The sequence below is a fragment of the Shewanella livingstonensis genome (assembly GCF_003855395.1).
Lineage (GTDB): Bacteria > Pseudomonadota > Gammaproteobacteria > Enterobacterales > Shewanellaceae > Shewanella > Shewanella livingstonensis.
Genome location: NZ_CP034015.1, coordinates 2719690 through 2741275 on the forward strand (window position 1 = coordinate 2719690; position 21586 = coordinate 2741275).

The window sequence follows — 21586 nt, forward strand, 5'->3', positions numbered from 1 at the left end:
CAAATAGCGAATTAGCATAAAAACGAGTCAATTGATCGTTAATGAGGTTTTTACTGCATGAAAGGTTGAATAGATTGATCAGTTGATAGGGTTAATATTTTAATGGAATGTCGATTAATACTCGGCAACCTCTTTGCCAAGGAGCATCAGGATCATCTTCACATTTAGATAAATTTATCTGGCCACCAAATAGCATAATAACATCATTGCAAATAGCTAATCCTAGCCCCAACCCTTCTGCTTTGGTGGAGAAGAAGGTAGTTTTAAACTCATCAGCAGAGCAGCTCAAACCTATGCCATTATCATAAATTTTAAGGTGTATTGTATTATCAACAATGTGTAAATCAATCAGTATCCGGTTGGTGTGTTTAGTTGATAACGTCCCTTCAGACATAGCATCAACAGCATTTTTTAATACATTCATTAATACCTGGCAAAAGCCCACTTTATCGCCAGTTAATTTAATATCAGTGCTCGTCAGTTGTGTGCTGAGTTTAATATTATGGCTTTTAAACTCATGCTCGAATAACTCCAGGCATATCATTAATTGTTCATGCACATAAAACTCGGTAGGCTCAGCGTTTTTTCGTTGCAACAAACCCCTTATTCTATGAACGATTTCGCCAGCACGAATTGATTGTTGATGTATTTTTTCAAGCAACTGATACTGTTTAGAATCTATGCCTATATTATTGGCTTGCTCAATCATTCCTCCTTCACTGTATTGGGTTATGGCAGCAATAGGTTGATTAAGCTCATGAGCTAGACCTGCGCCTATTTCACCCAGAATGGCGGCACTTTGTAAACGTTCAAATTGCAATGCTTTGTTTTTTAACTGGCGTTCACTACTGAATAACCGTTCGCTCTTTTGTCTAAATCGATATTCAAGCCATAAGTGATAAATAGTGGCGATTACAAAGAAGCCAACTAATCCAAAGCCCCACTTTTGATTTAACTTAATCCACTGCCAAACCTGTAACATGACCGGTATTTTTTTGGACTCAATATCTAACGCTTTAAACAATTTTATCACTTCAAACTGGCTTATAGGGGCTGCCCAGCCACGATTTAGGCCAATAACAGAAGCTGGGTGAGTCGCACTAATAGAGAGCAATGCGCGAGTAATATCGGTTCTAACGGTTAATGGCACAGCATCTGAGGAGGCAAACGACCAATTTGGGTATAGCGGCGTACTCACCGCACAATCATAGCCTGCTGGGGTGGCATCATTGATGACTCTAAAGTCTTTAGCATCTATGTACCCTTGATCAATCATCTGCTCTAAAGTACAAAATGGAGTAATGGCAATATCCGCGGTGCCATCACGAACTTGGTAAATTAATGGTTCTAAAGGGAATCCTAGAAAAGTGACTTTATTAAAAAAATTATTAGTCGTATATTCCTTGGAATTAATTAGCCCTATAGCTGCTTGATAACCGCCTAATGCACTAGGATCGCTCGCCACCACAGAATGGCCCTCGAGGTCTTCAATGCTAAAAAATGAACTATCGTTACGAACAATGATTGTCGCTCCAATCGCAAAGGTGCTGCCATTATGTTGATTGCTTTTCATGGTTGCCAGCCATGAAATAGGAAAATCGCTACTCATATTAAAGTAATGCCCGGGATTAGTGACCACAAATTGCACCTGACCATTCAGTAACTGTTGGTTCATTTGATTAAAATCTAACGGCACAACGTCAAAACTTGCTCTCGGAACTCTTTTGGTTAAATAGTCCATTAATGGCTGCCATCGCTCAATGCTTTTAGCGACGCCATAGTTGGCTAGCACCGCCACACGATAGTGAACCAGGGCAAGATTATCTTTTGGGGATTGCTGTTCTACAACGGGATCAATGGCGTCAGATAGCGCAAAACTTACTGTTGAATGAATCAATAGTAACGTTGGTATTAACCATAACAATATTCCAAAATGCATCAGCACCTTTCATTTAATCAATGTTGATAAAACACCATAAGACCGAGTGTAATGCAGCTATAAAAACAAAAAAGATGTATAGCCCACAAAAGTAGATGAACAATTTGCTCAATTTAAAACAACGATTAAACTGTATTTAAATTAATTTATTATCAAGTAACCAATAGCCAAATGCAGATTTTAAATACTATTTTCATGGTTGATGATGATCTTGCGATCCTTGATTCAATGCAATTTATGCTATTGCAGTATGGATTTAACTTACAAATATTCGAATCTGCTACTGCATTCCTGACTAGTAGCGATATAACGCAACCAGGCTGTTTGATTGTCGACAGTAAAATGTCTGAAATCAGCGGCCAAGAATTACAACAAACACTGGTTACAGCCAAAAGCCCACTAGGGATAATCTTTCTGACAGGCCATGGTGATTTACCGATGGCGGTACATGCCTTTAGACAAGGTGCTTGTGATTTCTTCCAAAAACCAGTGAAAGGTATAGAGCTTGTCATGGCAATAGAGAAAGCATTAACCACTAGCAAGCACGCATTTGAAACGATGCAACTAAGGCAACGCTACAGCACACTAACCGATAGAGAAAATCAGGTATTACATCTATTAATTGATGGAAAAACCAATAAACAGATGGCAGAAATTCTGTTTGTATCATTGCGAACCATAGAGGTTCATCGTTCAAAAATAATCAAAAAATTGGCCGTACATAATGCTGCTGAATTAGCTAAATTTAGCGCTTTACTCGTTGATTAAAAGATTGGGATCAAAGCTTCTGCTTAGTTTTTTAAGATGTAGATGATTTAATCCAGCAAGCTTATTAATATCTTAATGAACAACAATCATTCTTGTGCCGTTAGTCTCTAGGTTAAATCTATTTCAAAGCTAACTAATCGGTCCATTTATTTCTACTCACTGTTAAAAGTGACAATAAACGCTGTCATTAATGTCGTATGCGTCATATTTGTCGCTAGGTAAAAACCTTAAAACAGTTAATGAATTGCAACACAACTTACTCATTAGATATTGTTTTAATAAAAATTATATAAATCAACAGCATAATAAAAATCACTTTTTCTATTTCTACCAAAGCTAACTTGGCCTATCTATTGCTATTACTAAGTATGTTTGCAATCTATTTTACAGATTACATTTAACTTAACCATTCTTTTGGAGTAATAACATGACTGACTCTATTGTCAATTTCCCCCAATTAAATCGACCCGCTCCGGCATTTAATACCAAAACGACTCACGGAATGCGCTCACTTACAGACTATAAAGGCAAGTGGTTAGTCTTGTTCTCTCATCCAGCAGATTTTACCCCGGTGTGTACTACCGAGTTTATTGGCTTTGCCCAACGCGCTGAAGAATTTGCGCAGTTAAATACCGAGTTATTAGGCTTATCTATCGACAGTATCCATTCACACATTGCCTGGGTTCGCAATATTGAGGAAAACTTTGGTGTTGAGATCACCTTCCCTATCATTTCAGACTTATCAATGGCTGTGGCTAAGGCTTACGGCATGATCCAACCTGGCGCGAGTGATACTGCAGCGGTTCGTGCCACTTTCATTATCGATCCTGAAGGTATATTGCACGCCATGGTGTATTACCCAATGAGCAATGGCCGCTCTATTGATGAATTTGTTCGATTAGTCAAAGCATTACAAACCAGTGACACTAATGGCGTTGCGACTCCAGAAAACTGGCAACCCGGTGATGATGTAATAGTACCTCCGCCGGCGACTACCGAAGAAGCTAAAGCCCGTTTAAGCCAAGGGTTTAAATATACCGATTGGTACTTTAGTAAAAAATCGCTTTAAGCCGTTACTTGTACAGGGATGCGAGTCCCTGTGCATCATGTTGATTTGTAGAGGAGGTTTATGATGATTTCAACGTTTAGTGTGCATGAATTTTTAGATGAAGATAGTGAAACGTTCACCTATGTTGTTGTCGATAATACCACCTCATATGCGGTGATTATTGATCCTGTTTTAGATTTTGATTATAAATCGGGCCGTACTGACACCCACAGTGCGCAGCGGGTTTTACACTGGATAGAACGTCAAAACTTGACCGTAAAATGGATATTAGAAACCCATGCCCATGCCGACCATTTATCTGCTGCCAGTTTTTTACGAGACAGTATTGGTGGTCAAATAGGTATTGGTGAACACATTACTCAGGTGCAAGACACCTTTAAAACGATTTTTAATCTAGAGCCTAATTTTTTGCCTAATGGCAGTCAATTTGATCGGTTATTTAAGCATGATGACTTATTGCAGGTCGGTAATATGTCGATTCGTATTATGCACACGCCGGGTCATACACCTGCAGATTTAGCCTATATCGTTAATGAACAAGCCGCTTTTGTGGGTGATACTATTTTTATGCCTGATGTGGGTACCGCCAGATGTGATTTCCCCGGTGGTGATGCCAATACCTTATACGATTCAATTCAGACCTTGTTTAGCCTGCCTGACTCAACTGATATCTATGTATGCCACGACTATCCACCTGAGGGCCGTGACCACCAGTGTAATACTCAAATAAGCCAACAGAAACAACATAATATCCATGTTAATGACAACATGGCAAAAGCTGATTTTGTTGATCTTCGCCAACAACGAGACGCAACACTGCCTATGCCAAGGCTAATATTACCCGCGATTCAAATTAATATTCGGGCAGGACAAATGCCCACAGCAGAAGCCAACGGGACTGTGTATTTAAAGATCCCTATCAACCTACTGTAAGTCAAAGAGTAATCAAAATGATACCAGCAATTATTGGCGCATTACTCATTGGTTTAGTGCTCAGTGTATTGGGCTCTGGTGGCTCAATTCTTACGGTTCCGGTGTTGCTATATCTCATCGGTATGCAACCCGAGTTGGCCATTGCTTCATCATTATGCATCGTAGGGGTAATAAGTTTACTCAGTAGTATTCGCTTTATTAAGCACAAAAAGGTCTCGTGGCCCCATGTGTTGTTGTTTGGTTTACCGGGCATGTTAGGGACTTACCTAGGCGCTTGGACCAGTACTTTTTCCACCAGCAACATACAGCTAACGGTGTTTGTTATTTTAATGCTCATTGGCGCCGTCATGATGTGGCGCAATCAATCTAGCCGCTGTAAAGCGGGCAAACTTAATATTAGCAAAATCCTTTTGCAAGGCTTAGCGGTTGGTGTGGTCACAGGTTTTGTGGGCGTAGGCGGCGGATTTTTAATTGTGCCCGCCCTAGTACTGCTTGGTGGCATAGAAATGAGACTGGCGATTGGTACCAGCTTGCTGATTATTACCATGAACTCACTTGTGGGTTTTGTTAAATATTACAGCTTACTGTCAGACAAAGGCTTCGAGTTCAATTGGTCGGTTATTGGGATCATGATTGCCGGCGGCATCGTGGGCAGTATGGCGGGTCAATGGATAAACCAATATTTACCCAAACCCATGTTACAAAAATTATTTGCGGTGTTTTTAGGGGTAATGGCTTTATTTATATTATCAAAATCTATTATTTAATATCACGAGGTTCACATGAAAACAGCTCAAGAATACATAAGTGAAATCAAGGTTAATATCATCGAGGTGACTACTCATGAATTGCATACTGCAATGAGTAATCATGAGGTCGTCATCATTGATGTCCGTGAGCATGAAGAGTTTTTAACAGGCCATTTAGCTGGCGCGATCAATTTTCCTCGTGGCGTATTAGAGATGAAAATACACGAGCATCCTTCGGTGAGTCATCACTGTGAATGGTTATTGGCATTAAATGAATTAGCTGAAAAAGACATATACCTAATTTGCCGTACGGGTGGCCGCTCTGCACTTGCGGCAGATTCATTACAACATATGGGTTTTACTAAACCACTCTCTGTTGCTGGTGGCATGATGCAATGGCAACTAGATGGTTTTCCATTGGTGCCACATAAAGCCTAATGTAGAATCAGTTATAACCATGAGCCAGTGATATGTTCGCATAAATCTGGCTCATTTTTTATCATTTATTGAGCGGTACCTTAAGTAAATCGTTACTTAAAATATCTGCAGGCATCATATTGCCAGCACGAATATTGATTTGTATTACCGGTAATAATAATTTCGATATAACAGCACTAACATGGTGTTGTTGATGCCGCTTAACAAATTCAGTGAGGGTGACGTTGCCACCAGCAATACGATTACACCGTTTTTGTGCAATAACTGATGTTTCTACCGTCTCACAAGTGCGTGTGTTGGCCTGTGGACTGTGCCCTACAAACACACGGGTGCAATTTGGCAACGCTAATATTCGTTGAATAGAATGGTATAACGTAACTGCGCTGCTATCAGGGAAATCAGTATTCATTGTGCCCAGCTCTGGGATTGATAATGCATCACCAACAAAAACGACATCTTCAATAAGATAGCTTACACAAGCAGGGGTATGACCCGGTGTATGCATGATGTGAATATTTAAATGACCTAACTTCACCAATTCTTCGTCGACAAAGAGTTGATCAAACTGTTCGCCGTTACATTGAAAGCTTTCATCAAGATTGAGTATTTGCTTAAAGGTATGTTGAACTTTGGTGATGTGCTCACCTATTCCCGTCATACCGCCACACTTTTTCTTAATATAAGACGCTGCAGAAATATGATCGCAATGGGCGTGGGTTTCTAAAATCCATTCAACCTCAACCCCTTGTTGATTAATATGATCTATGATGCTGTCGGCAAAATTTGTGCTGATAGTGCCAGATGCAATATCAAAGTCTAAAACCGGATCAATAATCGCACATTGGCGAGTCGCAATATCGATTACCACATAGGTAATAGTATGACTTGCTTGATGATAAAAAGGATCGATGCGGATTTTACTCATGGCACGTTAACTCCCAACAACATACCCAAGGCATTTGTTAGATAAAACCTCATATTAATGATAAATATCTTGCCAACATAATGGTGTAAGTACTGAGGTAGATGACTTAATTCCTCATAATAGTAAATTAAACCGCTAGCAGAATCTGCGCATTACGTCGCAACAAACAACAAACACTGACGTACTAATTAGCAATCAATCGCTAACTTGACATAATTGTTTATAAATCGTTATCCAGAAATAATTGACCAGACAATTGCTAAGTAATCGTTGAACGCTTTGTGTTGAGGGGAAACCACTAAGGCTTAACGGTGTTGCTAAGCCTTACCTATTACTTCAGTTACTATAACCTCAGATACTATTAAGGGTCTTGAATTACGGCTTAGCTGTTATTGATGGCGCAGGTTCAGCAATAACCTTTTGTAGTGAAAACGCACCGCGAATATCACCAAGGGCAAAGTTAATCGCGTTATCATTTGGATAGGTTTTATGAATCAACGCACTCAGTTCAAGGTTAATATTACTACCATGACAACCTAGGCATAATTCTTGAGTTGGAATGGCTTTCATATAACGAAACGCAGTATTGTTACCATTAACTATATATGCGCTGGCGACTATGGGTTTATTCGTTTGTTGGCCCGCTTGGTTAATAGCAACGTTCATCTGTTCAAATTTCTGTAATTGAGCTAGCTCCCAAGCATCTGGACTATTGCCTGCATTACGTACCCGTAAACTGGTTCGGGTAAGTGTCCAGCCATCTTTCGAGTGTTGTGCTGCTATTGCAGGTGCTACCGATTGACATACCGTCACGGCATTCATTAATCCGCCTTGTTTGATAGCCGCTTGTAACTGACCTTTTAATGCCTGGCTAAACTCACCAATACGCTGATTAGCTTGTTGCTCAAGTATTTGTTGTTCTGTTATCGTTTCAGCTTGCCCTATGGTCGAGACACTTATCAGCATAATTAAGCCCGTCATTTGGCTAGACTTAGTTAACGATTTAGTTTGAGTGTGTATTAGGCGCATTATGGGTCATCCTCTATTAGACATCGTTGAATCTCAATCCATTTGGGGCTTATACGAAGCCGATGTTCGAGTGCATTTGTAAGCTATGTAGTATGATCAATACAAAGCTTATGCCAGATCATGTTGATAAGTTTTAATCAATTAAAATCAGCAACTTAAAAAATAATTAATGTTTTACCTAGGTGTATACTTATTTATCAAGTGACACATATGGCATTGCTATGACAAATACTGTGCTAACTATGTCATTATAGAAATTGGTTGATGAATAGTTACTGCAAGCGAGAACGATGAATGAATAACACCACTGTTGTACAATCAATGATAAATGCAATTGATAAGCCGGCTATATTTATTACCCCGGACTATGTCATACATGCGGTTAATCAAGCGTATATAGAAACCTATAACACCCAGGTGATATTGGGCCAAAGTAAATGTCATCAAATATCTCATCACAGTAACCAGCCTTGCGATAAACACGGCGAAGAGTGTCCTTTGCAACAATGTCAAAGTACGGCAAGAGCAGCCAATGCCGTGCATATCCATAGCACTGCACAGGGTAAGTCATATTGCGATATTTTAATGAAACCAATTAAAGATGACAGTGGCAAAGTATTAGGGTTTTTAGAGATTTTAGATGCGATTGATTATGCGTCAACAGAATCGAAAAAAGGCACTATGATTGGTCAATCCGCACCGTTTAAACAAATGCTCAACAGAATTAACCGCGCATCGCAATCAACTATTGCAGTGTTATTGCAAGGTGAAACGGGTGCAGGTAAAGAATTAGTCGCTAAAGCAGTGCATCAAGCCAGTAGTCGTAATGATAAGCCCTTTGTGGTAATTGAATGTACTGGGCTAAGTGAGAACCTGTTCGAAAGTGAGTTATTTGGCTATGAAAAAGGCGCCTTTACCGGAGCGACCACCAGCAAAAAAGGCTTAATTGAAATTGCCCATGGTGGCACGGTATTTTTCGATGAAATTGGCGATGTGCCAATGAATATGCAAGTAAAGTTACTCAGATTACTTGAAACCCAATGCTATCGCGCCGTAGGGGGATTAAAACAAAAACGCTCTGACTTTAGATTGGTCAGTGCTAGTCATAAAAATTTACTCGAGTTGGTTGAAAAAGGTGAGTTTAGACGTGATTTGTATTACCGCATTGCAGGGTTTCCCATTTACTTACCGTCGCTACGTGAACGCCATGATGATATTCCGACATTGGTTAATCATTTTATTAAATATTCTGAATACAAACATAAAAAGTTTTCGGCTAATGCATTAACTCTGCTTAGTGCTTATGCATATCCAGGTAATATCCGTGAATTAAAAAATATTATCGAGCAGTCGGCATTAATTGCCAATGAAGATATTATTCACAGCAGTGATTTACCAGAAAGCGTTCAACCACAACATATCATAATCGATGAAAAAAAATCATCACAAACTGCAGCAGCGGATCTGATGTCACTTGAAGATGCAGAATGCGCGTATCTTTCTCAGGTGTGTGACCAATTTAAAGGGTCTTCAGCAGAGTTAGCCATTAAACTAAATATTAGTGTGCGTACCTTATATCGTAAATTACAGCGCTATGAATTAAAGCTATCAGTGCTGTAATATCGCGATACTAAGCATATTGACCATTAATGCTGATGTATGAGTGAATTTATTTTATGGCAACAAGACTTCATTATGGTGTTTTCTGTGGCCACTTTAGCGTCACAACAACGTGTCTTTGTCGCCATTTCAGAGCCATTACATTGTCCATTTTGGCTACTAGTTTCATCATGGTCATGATGATGGCCGCAACTACCGCCATCTGCTTGTTTAGCAATATGCTTCGTTGACGGACGCCCCTGAGAAGCCTGAGTGTATTGTTCACAGTCAGCTAACACAGCACCCGCAAAAGATTCAATAGCAGTACGGCCATTGTTAGCGTGAAACACCATCAATTGCTGGCTTAGTAGTGTCGACAATAACTGCTGACCAATGTTGCGCACAATCACTCGATTAGCGCCCTGGGCCAGTAGTAAGCTCACTAATTGTTGCTTCCCCTCACATCCATCAAGTAAAGCAGGATTAGCAAAACGTCCTATCACTTGAGCCTGAACATCAATAAACAGTATCTCATCGGCTTTACTAAAATGGCTGGAAATATTTTCAGCTTTCATTGGTATGGCAGTAATCATTTGTTTTTCCTCACAGCATTTGGCATTAACAGCGCGTTACCATTAATGTGTTCAAGTTTACCGATTAACATGCAATTGGCTTTAAAACAGCGTGTAGCTGTTGCACCACAAATGATTAGCTGAATGTTAGGTGTTGGTGTCATCGACTCACATTTATTGGCATATGCAATATATACACTTATTAATAGCATATGCCAATTATAATTAGTGTTTTGTGATCACTTGCACTGTTTACTGCGACATCAACCATCTTAAAAATGGCTTAGCCATAATGTAATATAAAGTGGTTTTAATGAGTAAGCCATTAAAAATGTTAGCATTTAATTTTTGGTAAACATTGCCATTGTGTTGAATATTGCGGCGTGAGTAAATCACGCCGCATGGCCCACTTTTGCTGTATGCCTTGTGCGGCAAGAAACATGGTATCGCGGCCATAACGTTGGTTGATGCCATCAAGTGTGTGCATCAAGGCATGGTTAACTTTCGCGGGAGTAAACAAATCAAATTGAAAATGCTTTTCGCTGGCTAAATCAACGAGCCCTACGCCAATTTTGTAATACCGCACACCTGGACGAAATAGCTTTGAAGCTGCTTGTGTCAGGGCTTGGGTGAGTTCAACAGTACAATGGGTTGGACAGGGAAAATGAACAATAACTTTATAACTTACAGGCCGTTCGTCATGAGGAGAGTTACTGGCAAACAGCAACATGGTTTTGCAATACGAGCCTTGCTGACGTGCTTTAAGCGCGGCAATACCGATATGTTTACTCAAGGCCTGTAATAGTGACTCATAATCGGTAATGCGCTCACCGACACTACGAGTGGAAAATATTTGTTTTTTATCTGTTCGCGCCTCATCCCATTGTTTACACACTTGACCGTTGAGTTCACGAACCGTGCGTTCTATTTCAATACTAAACTGTTTTCTCGCTAGGCTCGGCGGCATACAGGCAAGATCATATGCGCTGCGAATATTGATTGATTCAAGCTTCTTACTTATGCGCCGACCAATGCCCCACACCTCGCCAACGCTAAGTTGGCGTAAAATGTCGGTACGTTGCTCTGGGGTCTCAATAACACAAACCCCTTTGTATCCTTGAATTTTTTTGGCGGCGTGATTGGCAATTTTCGCTAAGGTTAAGGTGTCGCCCATCCCCACACAAACAGGTAAGCGCGCCTCTTTCCATACCGCGCGGCGAATTAGCTGGCCTTGGGTATGCAAGCATTTAATGGCAGGATAACTGTGTTTAAAAGACAGGAAGCTTTCATCAATGGAGTACACATGCTGATCAGGTGCAAAGCGACCTATTATCGCCATCATCTTGGCAGATAAATCGGCATAGAGTTCATAATTAGATGAACACACAATCACATTACGTTGAGCGCATAAGGCCTTAACTTGAAAATAAGGTAAAAACTTTTCAATGCCTGCTTCTTTGGCTTGTCGATTAGCCGCCACAATGCAACCGTCGTTGTTGCTCAACACTATTATCGGTTTACCACGCCAATCAGGGCGAAACACCTGTTCAGCACTGCAATAAAAAGCATTGGCATCGACTAAGGAAAACATTGTTTTTTACCCTTTTCGGCCGACAAACAGTGGGCTTTGACGATGGCAACGAATTGAGCGGATCACCACGCCTTCGATACTAAAATCATCATAATCGTAGATGGTCACCGGTAAATGTTGCTCATGAGATGACACGAGCATTCGCCGTTGCATATCGAGAATTTTACACACAAACTCACCATTAAAATTAGCCACTATGACATCGCCACTTCTCGCAGTTTCATGGCGATCGACAATCAGTAAGTCACCATCGAATATGCCTACACCTTGCATCGACTCCCCCTGAGCTAAACCGATAAAAGTCGAACTTGGATGTTGAACTAACATCTCATCAAGACTTAAGCCTAATTGAAGGTACTCTGCGGCTGGGCTTTCAAAACCGGTAATACCAGCACTGGCAGCAATGGGAATAAAGCGCATACGATAACCTCGCAAACTCACAACACAAACTTACCATGCAAACGTACAACGTAAATTTACAATGCACAGCACAAAAGAACTGTATAAAAAAACAGTGTATTTTTATACAGTACATAGTAGCGCTATATTTTGACAGTGCAAGTTTATTTGCGCTAAACGGCAACATGTTGGTGGCATACTCAGCGATTAAACCCGTGTCGCTAGACTCTGGCTATCTACTGGGTAAGGTTATCAGTTTAATTATTAATGAGTTTATTTGTTCAAAGTCAAAATACAATGCTAGCGATTGGTCTACACTTGTGAGCAGCACAACAATTAACCGAATACCTCTATCACCTGTTACAGCTATAGATTGTTCGAGAATAGAGTTGTGACCAACATTCCGTGTTAGAGCAATGAATCTAGTTGATGTATAACGTAAACCAATAGCATGATTACTTTCGCTCGGGGTCTAGGGCCTGTTGATCTTTCAAGGTTATTTTTGCAGCGAATTGTTGGCTATTACTCACATGTATAACAGTAAGACAGAGACTTCGAGGTGTAGTTATTCTACATAAAAAGTCGATAACGCCGTAGAAATGGCCATCAAACGCTGCCCGAAGGGTTCGGCTAAAAACGTTTTTAACTCGAACAACATTCAACCAGCAAAGATCAACAGGCCCTAGTATGACACTCGCAACTTTTGATATCGACATGCACGACGATAACTGCGTACTGAGTCTTGCAGGTGATTGGCAATTGGGCCAAGCACCGCTAGGTGCCGATATTTGTGCCGCCCTCCCCGCAACTTGCCATGCTGTCACGTTAACCACCACTGAGTTATTGCAGTGGGATTCAAGCCTCGCCATTGCCTTATTACAATTATCCCGCTGGTGTGAACAACAAAAATTACCGCTCAATGTGCAAAATACCCCACAAGGATTACAGCAACTATTACTGCTGGCTACCGACGTACCTGTGTATCAAACGGCTAATGATGATGCCATTAGTGGCATGTGGGCAATACTTCGCCAAGGCTTAATTACACAAGGCTTACAGGTGCACGATGGTTTAGTGTTTGTCGGTGAAAGTACACTGGCATTAGGGCGTTGGTTAAGAGGTAAAGCCAGCACTCGGCGCAGTGATATCGTATTTTTTATCGAACAAGCCGGCCCTAAGGGACTGGCGATTGTCACCCTAATTAGTCTGCTTGTGGGAATGATTTTAGCGTATTTAGGTTCAGTTCAATTGCGCCAATTAGGCGCTCAAGTGTATGTGGCAAACTTGGTGGCTATCGGAATGGTGCGCGAAATGGGCGCCCTTATGACAGGAGTTATCATGGCCGGTAGAACGGGGGCGGCTTATGCGGCGCAACTCGGCACCATGCAGGTTAATGAAGAAATTGATGCACTGCGAGTAATGGGCATTTCAACTATGGAATTTTTAGTATTACCTCGCTTACTGGCATTGATTTTCATTATGCCGTTGATGTGTATTTATTCAGATGTGATCGGCATGATCGGCGGCGCGATTGTGGCCAATGGCATGGGAGTGAGTTACACCCAATATATTTTACAGACTCAGGTTGCCATTGATTGGGTCGACATCTCTACTGGGTTAATAAAAAGCCTCATTTTTGGTTTTTTGATTGCGATTGCCGGTTGTCAGGCGGGGCTTAAATGCGGCCGCGATTCTAATGCGGTGGGTTTAGCCACTACCAGTGCGGTGGTTAAGGCCATTGTATTTCTTGTGGTTTCCGATGCCGCACTCAATATCTTATACGATAAATTAGGGATCTAATTATGGTGGATGATGCCTTTATCAGTGTACGTGATTTGTCTGTCGGTTATGGTGCTACCGAAGTGCAAAAACACCTTAACTTTGAGATTAATAAGAATGATATCTTTTTTGTCATTGGCGGCAGTGGTTGCGGCAAAACGACCTTACTTAAATCAATGGTAGGACTGCTAAACCCGCTCAAGGGCGAAGTACTCTATCAAGGTAAAAACTTTTATGATGCTGATGAACCGGCGCAAGTGGCTATGCTCAAAGACTGGGGTATAACCTTTCAAACTGGAGCGTTGTTTTCCAGTATGTCACTTGCTGAGAATGTCGCTTTACCGTTGCAACTGTATACCGACCTTTCGGAGCGACAAATTGCAGAAGTTGTGGCGTATAAGTTGGCATTAGTTGGCTTAGCCGGATTTGAAAAGTTTTACCCAGCCGAGTTAAGTGGTGGTATGCACAAACGCGCAGGATTAGCGCGTGCGATTGCACTGGATCCACAATTGTTATTTTTTGATGAGCCTTCAGCTGGGTTAGATCCGATTAGTTCTATGCGCTTAGATCACTTAATTGTGCAAATATGCCAAGCACTCGACTCGACCGTGATTATCGTGTCGCACGAGCTGCCCAGTATATTGTCCATCGGTACTCGTTGTGTGTTTCTTGATAATCAAACCAATACCATGCTCGACTGTGGCGATCCCAGAGAATTAAAACTTAACAGCAGCCAACCTCGAGTGCGACAATTTCTCAATCGTGCTGACAAAGTGGAGGCATTATGAGTAAAAGCCAGCGACTTCCCCTTGCGATTGGTGCCTTTATTTTTGGCGCTATTATCTTGGTGTTTATTGCCCTACTGTTTTTTTCGGGTGGACGAATCTTTGCCGAAAAAGCGCCTGTGGTGATGTATTTTAACAACTCAGTTCAAGGGCTTCAGGTGGGTGCACCAGTAAAGCTAAAAGGTGTGATAATCGGTGAAATAAGCGATATTAGCATTGATTTCCCCAACGACAGTAGCCAAGGCGTCACCGCTTCAGTTCATGCTGATTTACTGTTAAAACGTATCAATCTTAAGGGAATTCAAGTAGGAGAAGAGTTTTTCTCCCACGCGATAGAGAATGGCTTACGTGCCCAACTAAATTACCTGAGCTTACTCACCGGACAACTCTACGTTGAGTTAGATTTTTACCCCGGCACAACCGCACAGTTTCATGATGACAAAGCATCATTATTGGAACTACCAACTATAGCGACCGATTTTGAATCCCTTTCAAAAGACTTGCAATCATTAAACCTGAAAAGCTTAGTCACCAATGTAGATAATTTAGCTCAACAACTTAGCGACATTGCCGCCAGCGGCAAAATACAACAAGCATTGGATAATTTTGATCGCGCCGCAACAGCAGTTAGAAACACCGCGCTGCATATCGACACAACTCAAGCAATATTAGGCACAAAAAGTGTTGAAGTACTGACTAAACTCGATAATTTACTGCTGCAATTAAATAAAGATGAACCGCAAATGGTGACATCACTCAACCGCAGTTTGGCCGCCCTTGGCGATACATTAGCCAATATTGATCAACTGGCTCATCAAGCGGGTAATTCAGTAGACCAAAACTCGCCACTGTTAATTGAGTTAACCAATACCTTAGAAGAAATTCGCCGCACTGCTCGATCGCTACGAAGCTTGAGCGAAACCTTAGATGAACAACCTGAGGCCATCATACGCGGCAAAAAAGCCCTACCTTTAGGAGAATAATGTCATGGGAAAATATGGAATTTGGACCATTAATTGGGGGGTCGGTTTACTACTATTGAGTTTAGTGAGTGGCTGCCAAAGCTCTCCCGAAAAACAATACTTTGTGTTAACGGCAATGCCCAGCCAAACGGTATCTGGCAGTACTGCGTTAGAGCATGACATTGGTATCGGGCCAATTGACGTAGCCGAATACCTACATTTTACGCAGCTGATGTATCAACTGGATGATGGTAGCCTGCAACGATTTGCCAATAGTTATTGGGCTGAACCGCTTGAACAAGGTATCAGCCGAGTAATGAGTATCAATCTAAGCCAGGGAGATCGCCGTCGTAATCTGGTGTTATTTCCTTGGAGAGCAAACAACACTCCCCAGTACAGCATTAAAATCAAGGTTACTTCCCTCAACCGAGATGGCACTAACACCAGGCTCAATGCCAACTGGGAGCTAACAAACAACCCATCAAATCAAATATTGGCAAAACAAAATTTCATCGCGGTCACTAACGCAGGCTCGACCGCAGCGGAGTTGGTCAGTGCGTACAGCAACTTATTGGCTCAGTTGGCTAAGGAAATTGAAAAATCATTACCACAAAATTCAGATTAAACACTCCAGCCTACTGTCAGCATTCTCGCGTCAAAGTTGTCACGTCAGAGTTATTGCGCCAGCGATGTTGTGCAAACTTTGTTGTATGAGCGGTTGTATGAGCGGTTGTGTAAATCATAAACCTAACGATTAAGCTGTTTTACTGCGTATTGAGTAAACAAACTCAAACAATAATGCTATCTATAGCACTACTTATAGCGCTATCAATACTGATGCCAATCCCAAGAAAAATATTAACCCAACATAGTTAGGTGGCTTAAGCACAGACAGCGTTAATATTACAAAGCCTAATTCACTTTATACCACGTTTAGGTTAATTCTGCTGATGATAATCAACTGGCCTTATCTGTGCATTTCAAATCAGCAATACATCCAAATAACATCAAACCAGCGCATATTCTGGCGCTCATTTCATTGCTTAGCTCAGCGTTGGTTAAATTTGCTAACAATTCGAACATTGACATTTTTTGTCAGTCTTTCAATATGGCTAGGCAAATAATTCTGTAAAAATAGACCAAGGAACACGATAACAATGAATAAATCCTTAATTGCGATTGGATTAACCACAGCACTATTAAGTGGTTGCGGCGTATCTGATACAAATAATACTAAACTTGCAGCCGTGACCTCTCCGGCCCCCGCTAAAGCAGAGTTAGGTACTTTTGGGGTAGACTTAGCTGCACGTAATGAAGCGATAAAACCTGGCGATGACTTTTTTATGTATTCAAGTGGCACTTGGTATGACAACTTTGTCATGCCTGCCGACAAAACTCGTTATGGCGCGTTTAATGCGTTGGCTGAGCGCAGCGAAAATCAAGTCAAAGCCATTATCGACGATATCGCCAGCCGCAGTGACTTAACTGCTGAAGAGCAATTAATTGCTGACTTTTATCATGCCTATATGGATACCGACACCATTAATAAATTAGGTATCACGCCAATTAAAGCCACCTTAGATCAAATTGCTGCGATTAGCTCCACACAAGACTTAACCAAAGTATTCGGTGAAGCATGGCTTACAGGTGCATCATCCCCTATTTGGGGTGGCATGTGGTTTAACCGTTTGGATCCCAATCAATATGAAATGACCGTGGGTGCCGGTGGCTTAGGTTTACCTGACCGTTCATATTACCTGGAAGAGAGTGACCGTTTTGTCAATATTCGCAAAGCTTATGTTGAACATATCACTGCAATGCTGGCTTTTGCGGGTATCAATAACGGTGAAAAACGTGCTGAAGCCATTCTCGCGCTAGAAACGAAAATAGCACAAGCACAATGGCCCCGCGAAAAGCGCCGTGACCGCGATTTAACCTTAAACCAAGTTAAACGCGAAGATCTTGCTCAACAATACCCAGGATTTGACTGGGATTTATATTTTGCGCAAACGGGTTACCAAGTACCACAACTCAATATATCTGAGCCGGAGCCAGTTAACGCTATGATTGGCTTAATAAACCAACAGCCATTAAACGTATGGCAAGACTATCTGACCTTCCACACCATTAGTAATAATGCAGGGTTATTGTCTGAAGACATTTTTAATACTAACTTTGCTTTTTTTGGTAAAGAACTCACTGGCCAAGAGCAACCTCGTCCACGCTGGAAACGCGCGGTAGAAGAAATGTCAGGCACCCAATCTCTAGGTTTCGCTATTGGTAAAGTGTATGTGTCGCGCTATTTCCCTGAGTCGTCTAAGCAAAAGATGGCTGAGTTAGTTAAGAATCTGCGCACAGCATTAGGTCAACGTATTGATGGCTTAGATTGGATGGGCGACGAAACTAAGGTCAATGCCCATGCTAAGTTAGCAGCATTTAATCCTAAAATTGGTTATCCCGATGTGTGGCAACAATTTGATGGTTTAAGCCTGACTAAAAATGATTTAGTCGGTGATATTAAAAATCTGCGTAAATACTTCCAAGCCGACAGCGTAGCGAAAGAACTGGAAAAAACGGACCGTAATCGTTGGGGTATGACACCGCAAACGGTCAATGCCTATTACAACAGCTCGTTTAATGAAATTGTGTTCCCTGCAGCCATTTTACAACCGCCATTTTTTGATCCAAACGCAGATGCCGCAGTTAACTATGGCAGTATTGGTGCCGTAATTGGTCACGAAATGGGCCATGGTTTTGACGATCAAGGCTCTAAGTCAGACGCCAATGGCATCCAACGTAATTGGTGGACCGATGAAGATCGTGCCGCTTTTGATGCTAAAGCCGATAAGCTTGCTGCGCAATACAACCAATATGAACCAATCCCTGAAAACTTTGTTAACGGACGCAACAGTCTCGGTGAAAACATTGGCGATGTAGGCGGTTTATCAATGGCATACCATGCTTACAAATTAAGCTTGAATGGTAAAGAAGCCCCGGTGATAGATGGCGTTACTGGCGATCAACGTTTCTTTTTAGCCTGGGCGCAAGTGTGGAAAGAAAAACGTACCGAGCAAAGTATGCTAACTCAGTTACGTGCCGGCACCCATGCACCCGGCCGTTACCGCGCCCTTGCCCCACGTAACCACGATGCTTGGTACAAAGCTTTTGATGTTAAACCAGGTGATAAGTTGTACTTGCCAGAAGACCAGCGCGTACGTATTTGGTAATTTAATACGTAAATAGCTGCAATAATGTGTTTTGATTGAATAAGTATCCGACACAAAAATGCCCGTCAGTTAACTGGCGGGCATTTTTATCACTATAGGTGCGAATGCCTAAAATAATATCAGCAACCTCGTGGTTAATAGCAGAGGAGATTGAAGACCTAGACAAACATTCGGATTGATTAATCTGTTACTGGTAATAGCGTTTGATCACTCTACAAGTCGATTAACAATTTTCTCTTGATAAGCTTTAACCGTAGAGAAGCTTTGTATTTTCATAAACAAGTCTGAGGCAGTTTCCTTAGATACACGGCCGTCCAGGGCCAGCTAACGTATTCTTTTATAAAAAGTCTTCAACAGCCTCAAGTTCAGAGTTGAATTTATCCATTTTCAAGTAAGGCATCGAACTCGTTTAAGGACATTGATAAGCTAAGGCCTCTACTCATAAATGAACAGATGATTACTAACAGTCTTCTGGTCACCCCAACTGTCATGTCGTCCCGGTAATGTTTTTGAGCGGGGATCCAAGTATTTTTTTATTGTACTTATGGCCTGCGGCCATATTCCAAACACATTTTGAGGCAAAAACGCGTCAACCACGTTATGATAAATATGCTTTAGATTAACTTGTTAGCTGTTTATTTTAAATTTCACAAGTAACTGCATTCAATGCATTTTGTTGTTGTTTTCTTAGGTAATTTACTACTTTCTCTTTAAACGATAAATCAGAATAGAATTGCTTGATTAGGTATTTTGAAGGGATATCAGTCCGTTCCATTAATGGGACTGCCCGACCAGTTGCAATGACGTAAACATGAAAATCTTTATAACGTGCCAACATAGGCTCAATAATATTTTTAAACAACGCATTTGCCAACAACGTAGCATAACCTTTATTACGATGCTCTATGACTGTTACAAAATGAATAATACCTAACTCTTTATAGTTCACACCTTGATAACAAGTGACTTTGTCTGCACGTGCTTCAAAGTTTTCAAAAAGACTGTACCCTACCAATTCATCATTTACATATAGTTTAATTATTTCTGCTTGAGTCCCATTTTGTAATTCCTCATGCTTATCTAACCATTCAAAAATGTACCACATTTTCATGTTGACCTGGCCCAAGGCGAGTAATTCATTAGTACAATTTTTAACATTACATTGTTCAAATCTAAGCATTCATAAACCCTGTGAATCTTCGTAAGTTAGTTAACATTGACCTGTAAACTTACTTTTATATAAATAGAGAGCAAAATCAGCACAATAAAAACTAAACTTGTGATTACGAGATCTAAAAAGGCTCCAACACTACTCATCGAAGGTGCAAACCCAACCTCTTACTTAGACCCGATAATGTCACTTATCGGGATAAAAAAAACAGGAATTAATAAGTTGCTATTAATCTTCCATCCAATCCATATTCGGTAGTGCATCCAAATTCTGGCCATAACGTATTGTGTTAAAAGAGGAACCGTTTTTCATGACATCGAAAACTTCGATAGCCAACGCGCAAGCCATCAATTGAATAGCTTCTTCACGCGGTGTACCTGTCATGACTAAACGCATTAAGGTTTCTTTTACCTTTTTGGGTTCACTGTCGGCGATTTGATTTTCGACTACTTCAATTAGTGTTTCTTCAGTCATGTAACTGTCTTGCTGCTTATCCATTATAACGACTCTGTAAATTATTTAACGCCATTATGCCGCAAGAATAGTGCAAGCAATAGAGTAACGCCTAATTATTCGAGCATTGCAGGATATGATTTTCATAATTTCTCCTTGCTATATCACGTTTTAGTATTTATGCGTTACGCTGTTTGCAAGGTATAAATCGCTTGTTGGACTTGGTCGATGCCGCATCCATATTAATCGGTATGTTTTATGCTGCAGGAAGTTATTTTTTGCGGTAGTGGCGCTTAGTACAATATTTAGCCTAATTATCTGTTTCTATTATACTTTACAAGGTTGAATTGATGATTTTTAATCTTTTTTATTGATCGATTATTGCCTTGAGCCTGATATACCTTGCTTGCAATTAGTATGATTCAACTCTGATCTAGAGGTTGTTGAAGACTCTTCGCAAAAGAATGCGTGAGTCCTGACATGGCCTTTCTCGCACATCCATGCGCTACAAGGCATTCAGGCATCCTGCCTATCGATGTGAGCTTAGCTTTCGCGGTACAGGTCGCTCTTTGGCATCCGTGATATTCGTCAATCCATTCACATCAGATGTACCATCGGAAGCGTTAACATAATCACTTCTTATTACAAGATTGACCGAAGTAGGATTCAAACGAGGCCAAAAGCTAGAGTAATTTCCGTCGCTATCTTTTCGCTGTTCAGAAAAGGTTGCCGGAACGCTGAGGGTTTGCAAAGGCTAATCCATAAACAACAATGCACTTTACCCATTTGCTCTGGTGTGTAATGGTCATGTGTGGGTGAAGCGGCACGACGTTAGTGGTCACGGGCCATATTCCAAACTAACTTAAGCCATACATGAATCTGAGTGATAAATCGGATAAACAATAATATCTGCCGGTGACTAAAGCCGGATAAAGTACGGTATTGCAACTAAGATTATTCCCATAATCAGCAAAGTGGTCACACTGGCAACAAAATAAGGAAACACGATTAATGCCATTCCTACACACAAGGGAACAATTGCTCGTTGACGTTTTCCATAGACAAAATACCCCATTCCAATGGCGCCAAATAACACACTCCACATGATCATTGCTGCGCTGCCCATCTGTTTACCTCTAATTGACTATTTATCGATTACCTATAAATCACATGCTAACAATGAATAGATTAGATAATC

Annotated in this window: 20 protein-coding genes; 11 read left to right on the forward strand and 9 right to left on the reverse strand. The window is 41.0% G+C overall.

Going from position 1 to position 21586, the window contains the following annotated elements:
- Positions 1-91: 91 nt before the first annotated feature.
- Positions 92-1939, reverse strand: a complete 1848-nt coding sequence (locus EGC82_RS11690; protein ID WP_124730920.1) for a sensor histidine kinase — start codon at positions 1937-1939, stop codon at positions 92-94.
- Between the two features lie 171 nt (positions 1940-2110).
- On the opposite strand from EGC82_RS11690, the gene EGC82_RS11695 reads away from it, so the two are divergent.
- From EGC82_RS11695 to EGC82_RS11715, 5 genes are all read left to right on the forward strand, one after another.
- Entirely contained in the window at positions 2111-2707 is a 597-nt protein-coding gene (locus EGC82_RS11695; protein ID WP_124730921.1) for a response regulator transcription factor, read from the forward strand.
- A gap of 427 nt (positions 2708-3134) precedes the next feature.
- The gene (locus EGC82_RS11700; protein WP_124730922.1) at positions 3135-3776 is read left to right on the forward strand and encodes a peroxiredoxin; all 642 of its coding nucleotides are present in this window, start codon (positions 3135-3137) and stop codon (positions 3774-3776) included.
- Between the two features lie 63 nt (positions 3777-3839).
- Entirely contained in the window at positions 3840-4709 is an 870-nt protein-coding gene (locus EGC82_RS11705) for an MBL fold metallo-hydrolase (protein WP_124732638.1), read from the forward strand.
- A 17-nt stretch (positions 4710-4726) separates the two neighbouring features.
- Positions 4727-5476 (forward strand): sulfite exporter TauE/SafE family protein, encoded by a 750-nt coding sequence (locus EGC82_RS11710; RefSeq protein ID WP_124730923.1) that lies wholly within the window; start codon positions 4727-4729, stop codon positions 5474-5476.
- A 15-nt stretch (positions 5477-5491) separates the two neighbouring features.
- Positions 5492-5896: a rhodanese-like domain-containing protein gene (locus EGC82_RS11715; protein ID WP_124730924.1), complete on the forward strand. Its 405-nt coding sequence runs from the start codon at positions 5492-5494 to the stop codon at positions 5894-5896.
- A gap of 61 nt (positions 5897-5957) precedes the next feature.
- Here the strand turns inward: EGC82_RS11715 and EGC82_RS11720 are convergent, their stop codons facing one another.
- Together EGC82_RS11720 and EGC82_RS11725 are read right to left on the reverse strand one after the other, a co-directional pair.
- Complete coding sequence (locus tag EGC82_RS11720; protein WP_124730925.1) at positions 5958-6821, reverse strand: MBL fold metallo-hydrolase; 864 nt, start codon at positions 6819-6821, stop codon at positions 5958-5960.
- Between the two features lie 375 nt (positions 6822-7196).
- Positions 7197-7850 (reverse strand): Tll0287-like domain-containing protein, encoded by a 654-nt coding sequence (locus tag EGC82_RS11725; RefSeq protein ID WP_124730926.1) that lies wholly within the window; start codon positions 7848-7850, stop codon positions 7197-7199.
- 294 nt (positions 7851-8144) lie between these two features.
- Between EGC82_RS11725 and EGC82_RS11730 the strand changes: the two genes are divergently transcribed.
- A complete protein-coding gene (locus tag EGC82_RS11730; RefSeq protein WP_244212456.1) occupies positions 8145-9470 on the forward strand; it encodes a sigma-54 interaction domain-containing protein in 1326 nt (441 codons plus the stop codon).
- A 26-nt stretch (positions 9471-9496) separates the two neighbouring features.
- On the opposite strand, the gene EGC82_RS11735 is transcribed toward EGC82_RS11730, so the two are convergent.
- From EGC82_RS11735 to EGC82_RS11745, 3 genes are all read right to left on the reverse strand, one after another.
- Complete coding sequence (locus EGC82_RS11735; RefSeq protein WP_124730927.1) at positions 9497-10042, reverse strand: NifB/NifX family molybdenum-iron cluster-binding protein; 546 nt, start codon at positions 10040-10042, stop codon at positions 9497-9499.
- A gap of 313 nt (positions 10043-10355) precedes the next feature.
- Positions 10356-11612: a Y-family DNA polymerase gene (locus EGC82_RS11740; RefSeq protein WP_124730928.1), complete on the reverse strand. Its 1257-nt coding sequence runs from the start codon at positions 11610-11612 to the stop codon at positions 10356-10358.
- Between the two features lie 6 nt (positions 11613-11618).
- Positions 11619-12032, reverse strand: a complete 414-nt coding sequence (locus tag EGC82_RS11745) for a LexA family protein (protein ID WP_124730929.1) — start codon at positions 12030-12032, stop codon at positions 11619-11621.
- A gap of 666 nt (positions 12033-12698) precedes the next feature.
- On the opposite strand from EGC82_RS11745, the gene EGC82_RS11750 reads away from it, so the two are divergent.
- The 5 genes from EGC82_RS11750 (at position 12699) to EGC82_RS11770 (ending at position 18764) form a co-directional block, all read left to right on the forward strand.
- Positions 12699-13811, forward strand: a complete 1113-nt coding sequence (locus EGC82_RS11750) for an MlaE family ABC transporter permease (protein ID WP_124730930.1) — start codon at positions 12699-12701, stop codon at positions 13809-13811.
- A gap of 2 nt (positions 13812-13813) precedes the next feature.
- Entirely contained in the window at positions 13814-14578 is a 765-nt protein-coding gene (locus EGC82_RS11755; RefSeq protein WP_124730931.1) for an ABC transporter ATP-binding protein, read from the forward strand.
- Positions 14575-15558 (forward strand): MlaD family protein, encoded by a 984-nt coding sequence (locus EGC82_RS11760; protein ID WP_124730932.1) that lies wholly within the window; start codon positions 14575-14577, stop codon positions 15556-15558. The genes EGC82_RS11755 and EGC82_RS11760 overlap by 4 nt, the downstream gene beginning before the upstream one ends.
- Before the next feature lie 4 nt (positions 15559-15562).
- Positions 15563-16162, forward strand: a complete 600-nt coding sequence (locus EGC82_RS11765) for a PqiC family protein (RefSeq protein ID WP_124730933.1) — start codon at positions 15563-15565, stop codon at positions 16160-16162.
- A gap of 532 nt (positions 16163-16694) precedes the next feature.
- Positions 16695-18764, forward strand: a complete 2070-nt coding sequence (locus EGC82_RS11770; RefSeq protein ID WP_124730934.1) for a M13 family metallopeptidase — start codon at positions 16695-16697, stop codon at positions 18762-18764.
- Positions 18765-19404: 640 nt separating this feature from the next.
- Here the strand turns inward: EGC82_RS11770 and EGC82_RS11775 are convergent.
- From EGC82_RS11775 to EGC82_RS11785, 3 genes are all read right to left on the reverse strand, one after another.
- Positions 19405-19944: a GNAT family N-acetyltransferase gene (locus EGC82_RS11775; protein WP_124730935.1), complete on the reverse strand. Its 540-nt coding sequence runs from the start codon at positions 19942-19944 to the stop codon at positions 19405-19407.
- 219 nt (positions 19945-20163) lie between these two features.
- Positions 20164-20433: a hypothetical protein gene (locus tag EGC82_RS11780; protein ID WP_124730936.1), complete on the reverse strand. Its 270-nt coding sequence runs from the start codon at positions 20431-20433 to the stop codon at positions 20164-20166.
- A gap of 874 nt (positions 20434-21307) precedes the next feature.
- Positions 21308-21514 (reverse strand): hypothetical protein, encoded by a 207-nt coding sequence (locus tag EGC82_RS11785; protein WP_124730937.1) that lies wholly within the window; start codon positions 21512-21514, stop codon positions 21308-21310.
- Positions 21515-21586 lie beyond the last annotated feature (72 nt).

Coding starts and splice junctions, on each gene's coding strand:
- EGC82_RS11705 (WP_124732638.1), top strand. CDS start 3,840: ATGATTTCAACGTTTAGTGTGCATGAATTTTTAGATGAAGATAGTGAA.
- EGC82_RS11745 (WP_124730929.1), bottom strand. CDS start 12,032: ATGCGCTTTATTCCCATTGCTGCCAGTGCTGGTATTACCGGTTTTGAA.
- EGC82_RS11690 (WP_124730920.1), bottom strand. CDS start 1,939: ATGCATTTTGGAATATTGTTATGGTTAATACCAACGTTACTATTGATT.
- EGC82_RS11760 (WP_124730932.1), top strand. CDS start 14,575: ATGAGTAAAAGCCAGCGACTTCCCCTTGCGATTGGTGCCTTTATTTTT.
- EGC82_RS11695 (WP_124730921.1), top strand. CDS start 2,111: ATGCAGATTTTAAATACTATTTTCATGGTTGATGATGATCTTGCGATC.
- EGC82_RS11735 (WP_124730927.1), bottom strand. CDS start 10,042: ATGATTACTGCCATACCAATGAAAGCTGAAAATATTTCCAGCCATTTT.
- EGC82_RS11710 (WP_124730923.1), top strand. CDS start 4,727: ATGATACCAGCAATTATTGGCGCATTACTCATTGGTTTAGTGCTCAGT.
- EGC82_RS11725 (WP_124730926.1), bottom strand. CDS start 7,850: ATGCGCCTAATACACACTCAAACTAAATCGTTAACTAAGTCTAGCCAA.
- EGC82_RS11765 (WP_124730933.1), top strand. CDS start 15,563: ATGGGAAAATATGGAATTTGGACCATTAATTGGGGGGTCGGTTTACTA.
- EGC82_RS11715 (WP_124730924.1), top strand. CDS start 5,492: ATGAAAACAGCTCAAGAATACATAAGTGAAATCAAGGTTAATATCATC.
- EGC82_RS11730 (WP_244212456.1), top strand. CDS start 8,145: ATGAATAACACCACTGTTGTACAATCAATGATAAATGCAATTGATAAG.
- EGC82_RS11775 (WP_124730935.1), bottom strand. CDS start 19,944: ATGCTTAGATTTGAACAATGTAATGTTAAAAATTGTACTAATGAATTA.
- EGC82_RS11785 (WP_124730937.1), bottom strand. CDS start 21,514: ATGGGCAGCGCAGCAATGATCATGTGGAGTGTGTTATTTGGCGCCATT.
- EGC82_RS11780 (WP_124730936.1), bottom strand. CDS start 20,433: ATGGATAAGCAGCAAGACAGTTACATGACTGAAGAAACACTAATTGAA.
- EGC82_RS11750 (WP_124730930.1), top strand. CDS start 12,699: ATGACACTCGCAACTTTTGATATCGACATGCACGACGATAACTGCGTA.
- EGC82_RS11720 (WP_124730925.1), bottom strand. CDS start 6,821: ATGAGTAAAATCCGCATCGATCCTTTTTATCATCAAGCAAGTCATACT.
- EGC82_RS11770 (WP_124730934.1), top strand. CDS start 16,695: ATGAATAAATCCTTAATTGCGATTGGATTAACCACAGCACTATTAAGT.
- EGC82_RS11755 (WP_124730931.1), top strand. CDS start 13,814: ATGGTGGATGATGCCTTTATCAGTGTACGTGATTTGTCTGTCGGTTAT.
- EGC82_RS11740 (WP_124730928.1), bottom strand. CDS start 11,612: ATGTTTTCCTTAGTCGATGCCAATGCTTTTTATTGCAGTGCTGAACAG.
- EGC82_RS11700 (WP_124730922.1), top strand. CDS start 3,135: ATGACTGACTCTATTGTCAATTTCCCCCAATTAAATCGACCCGCTCCG.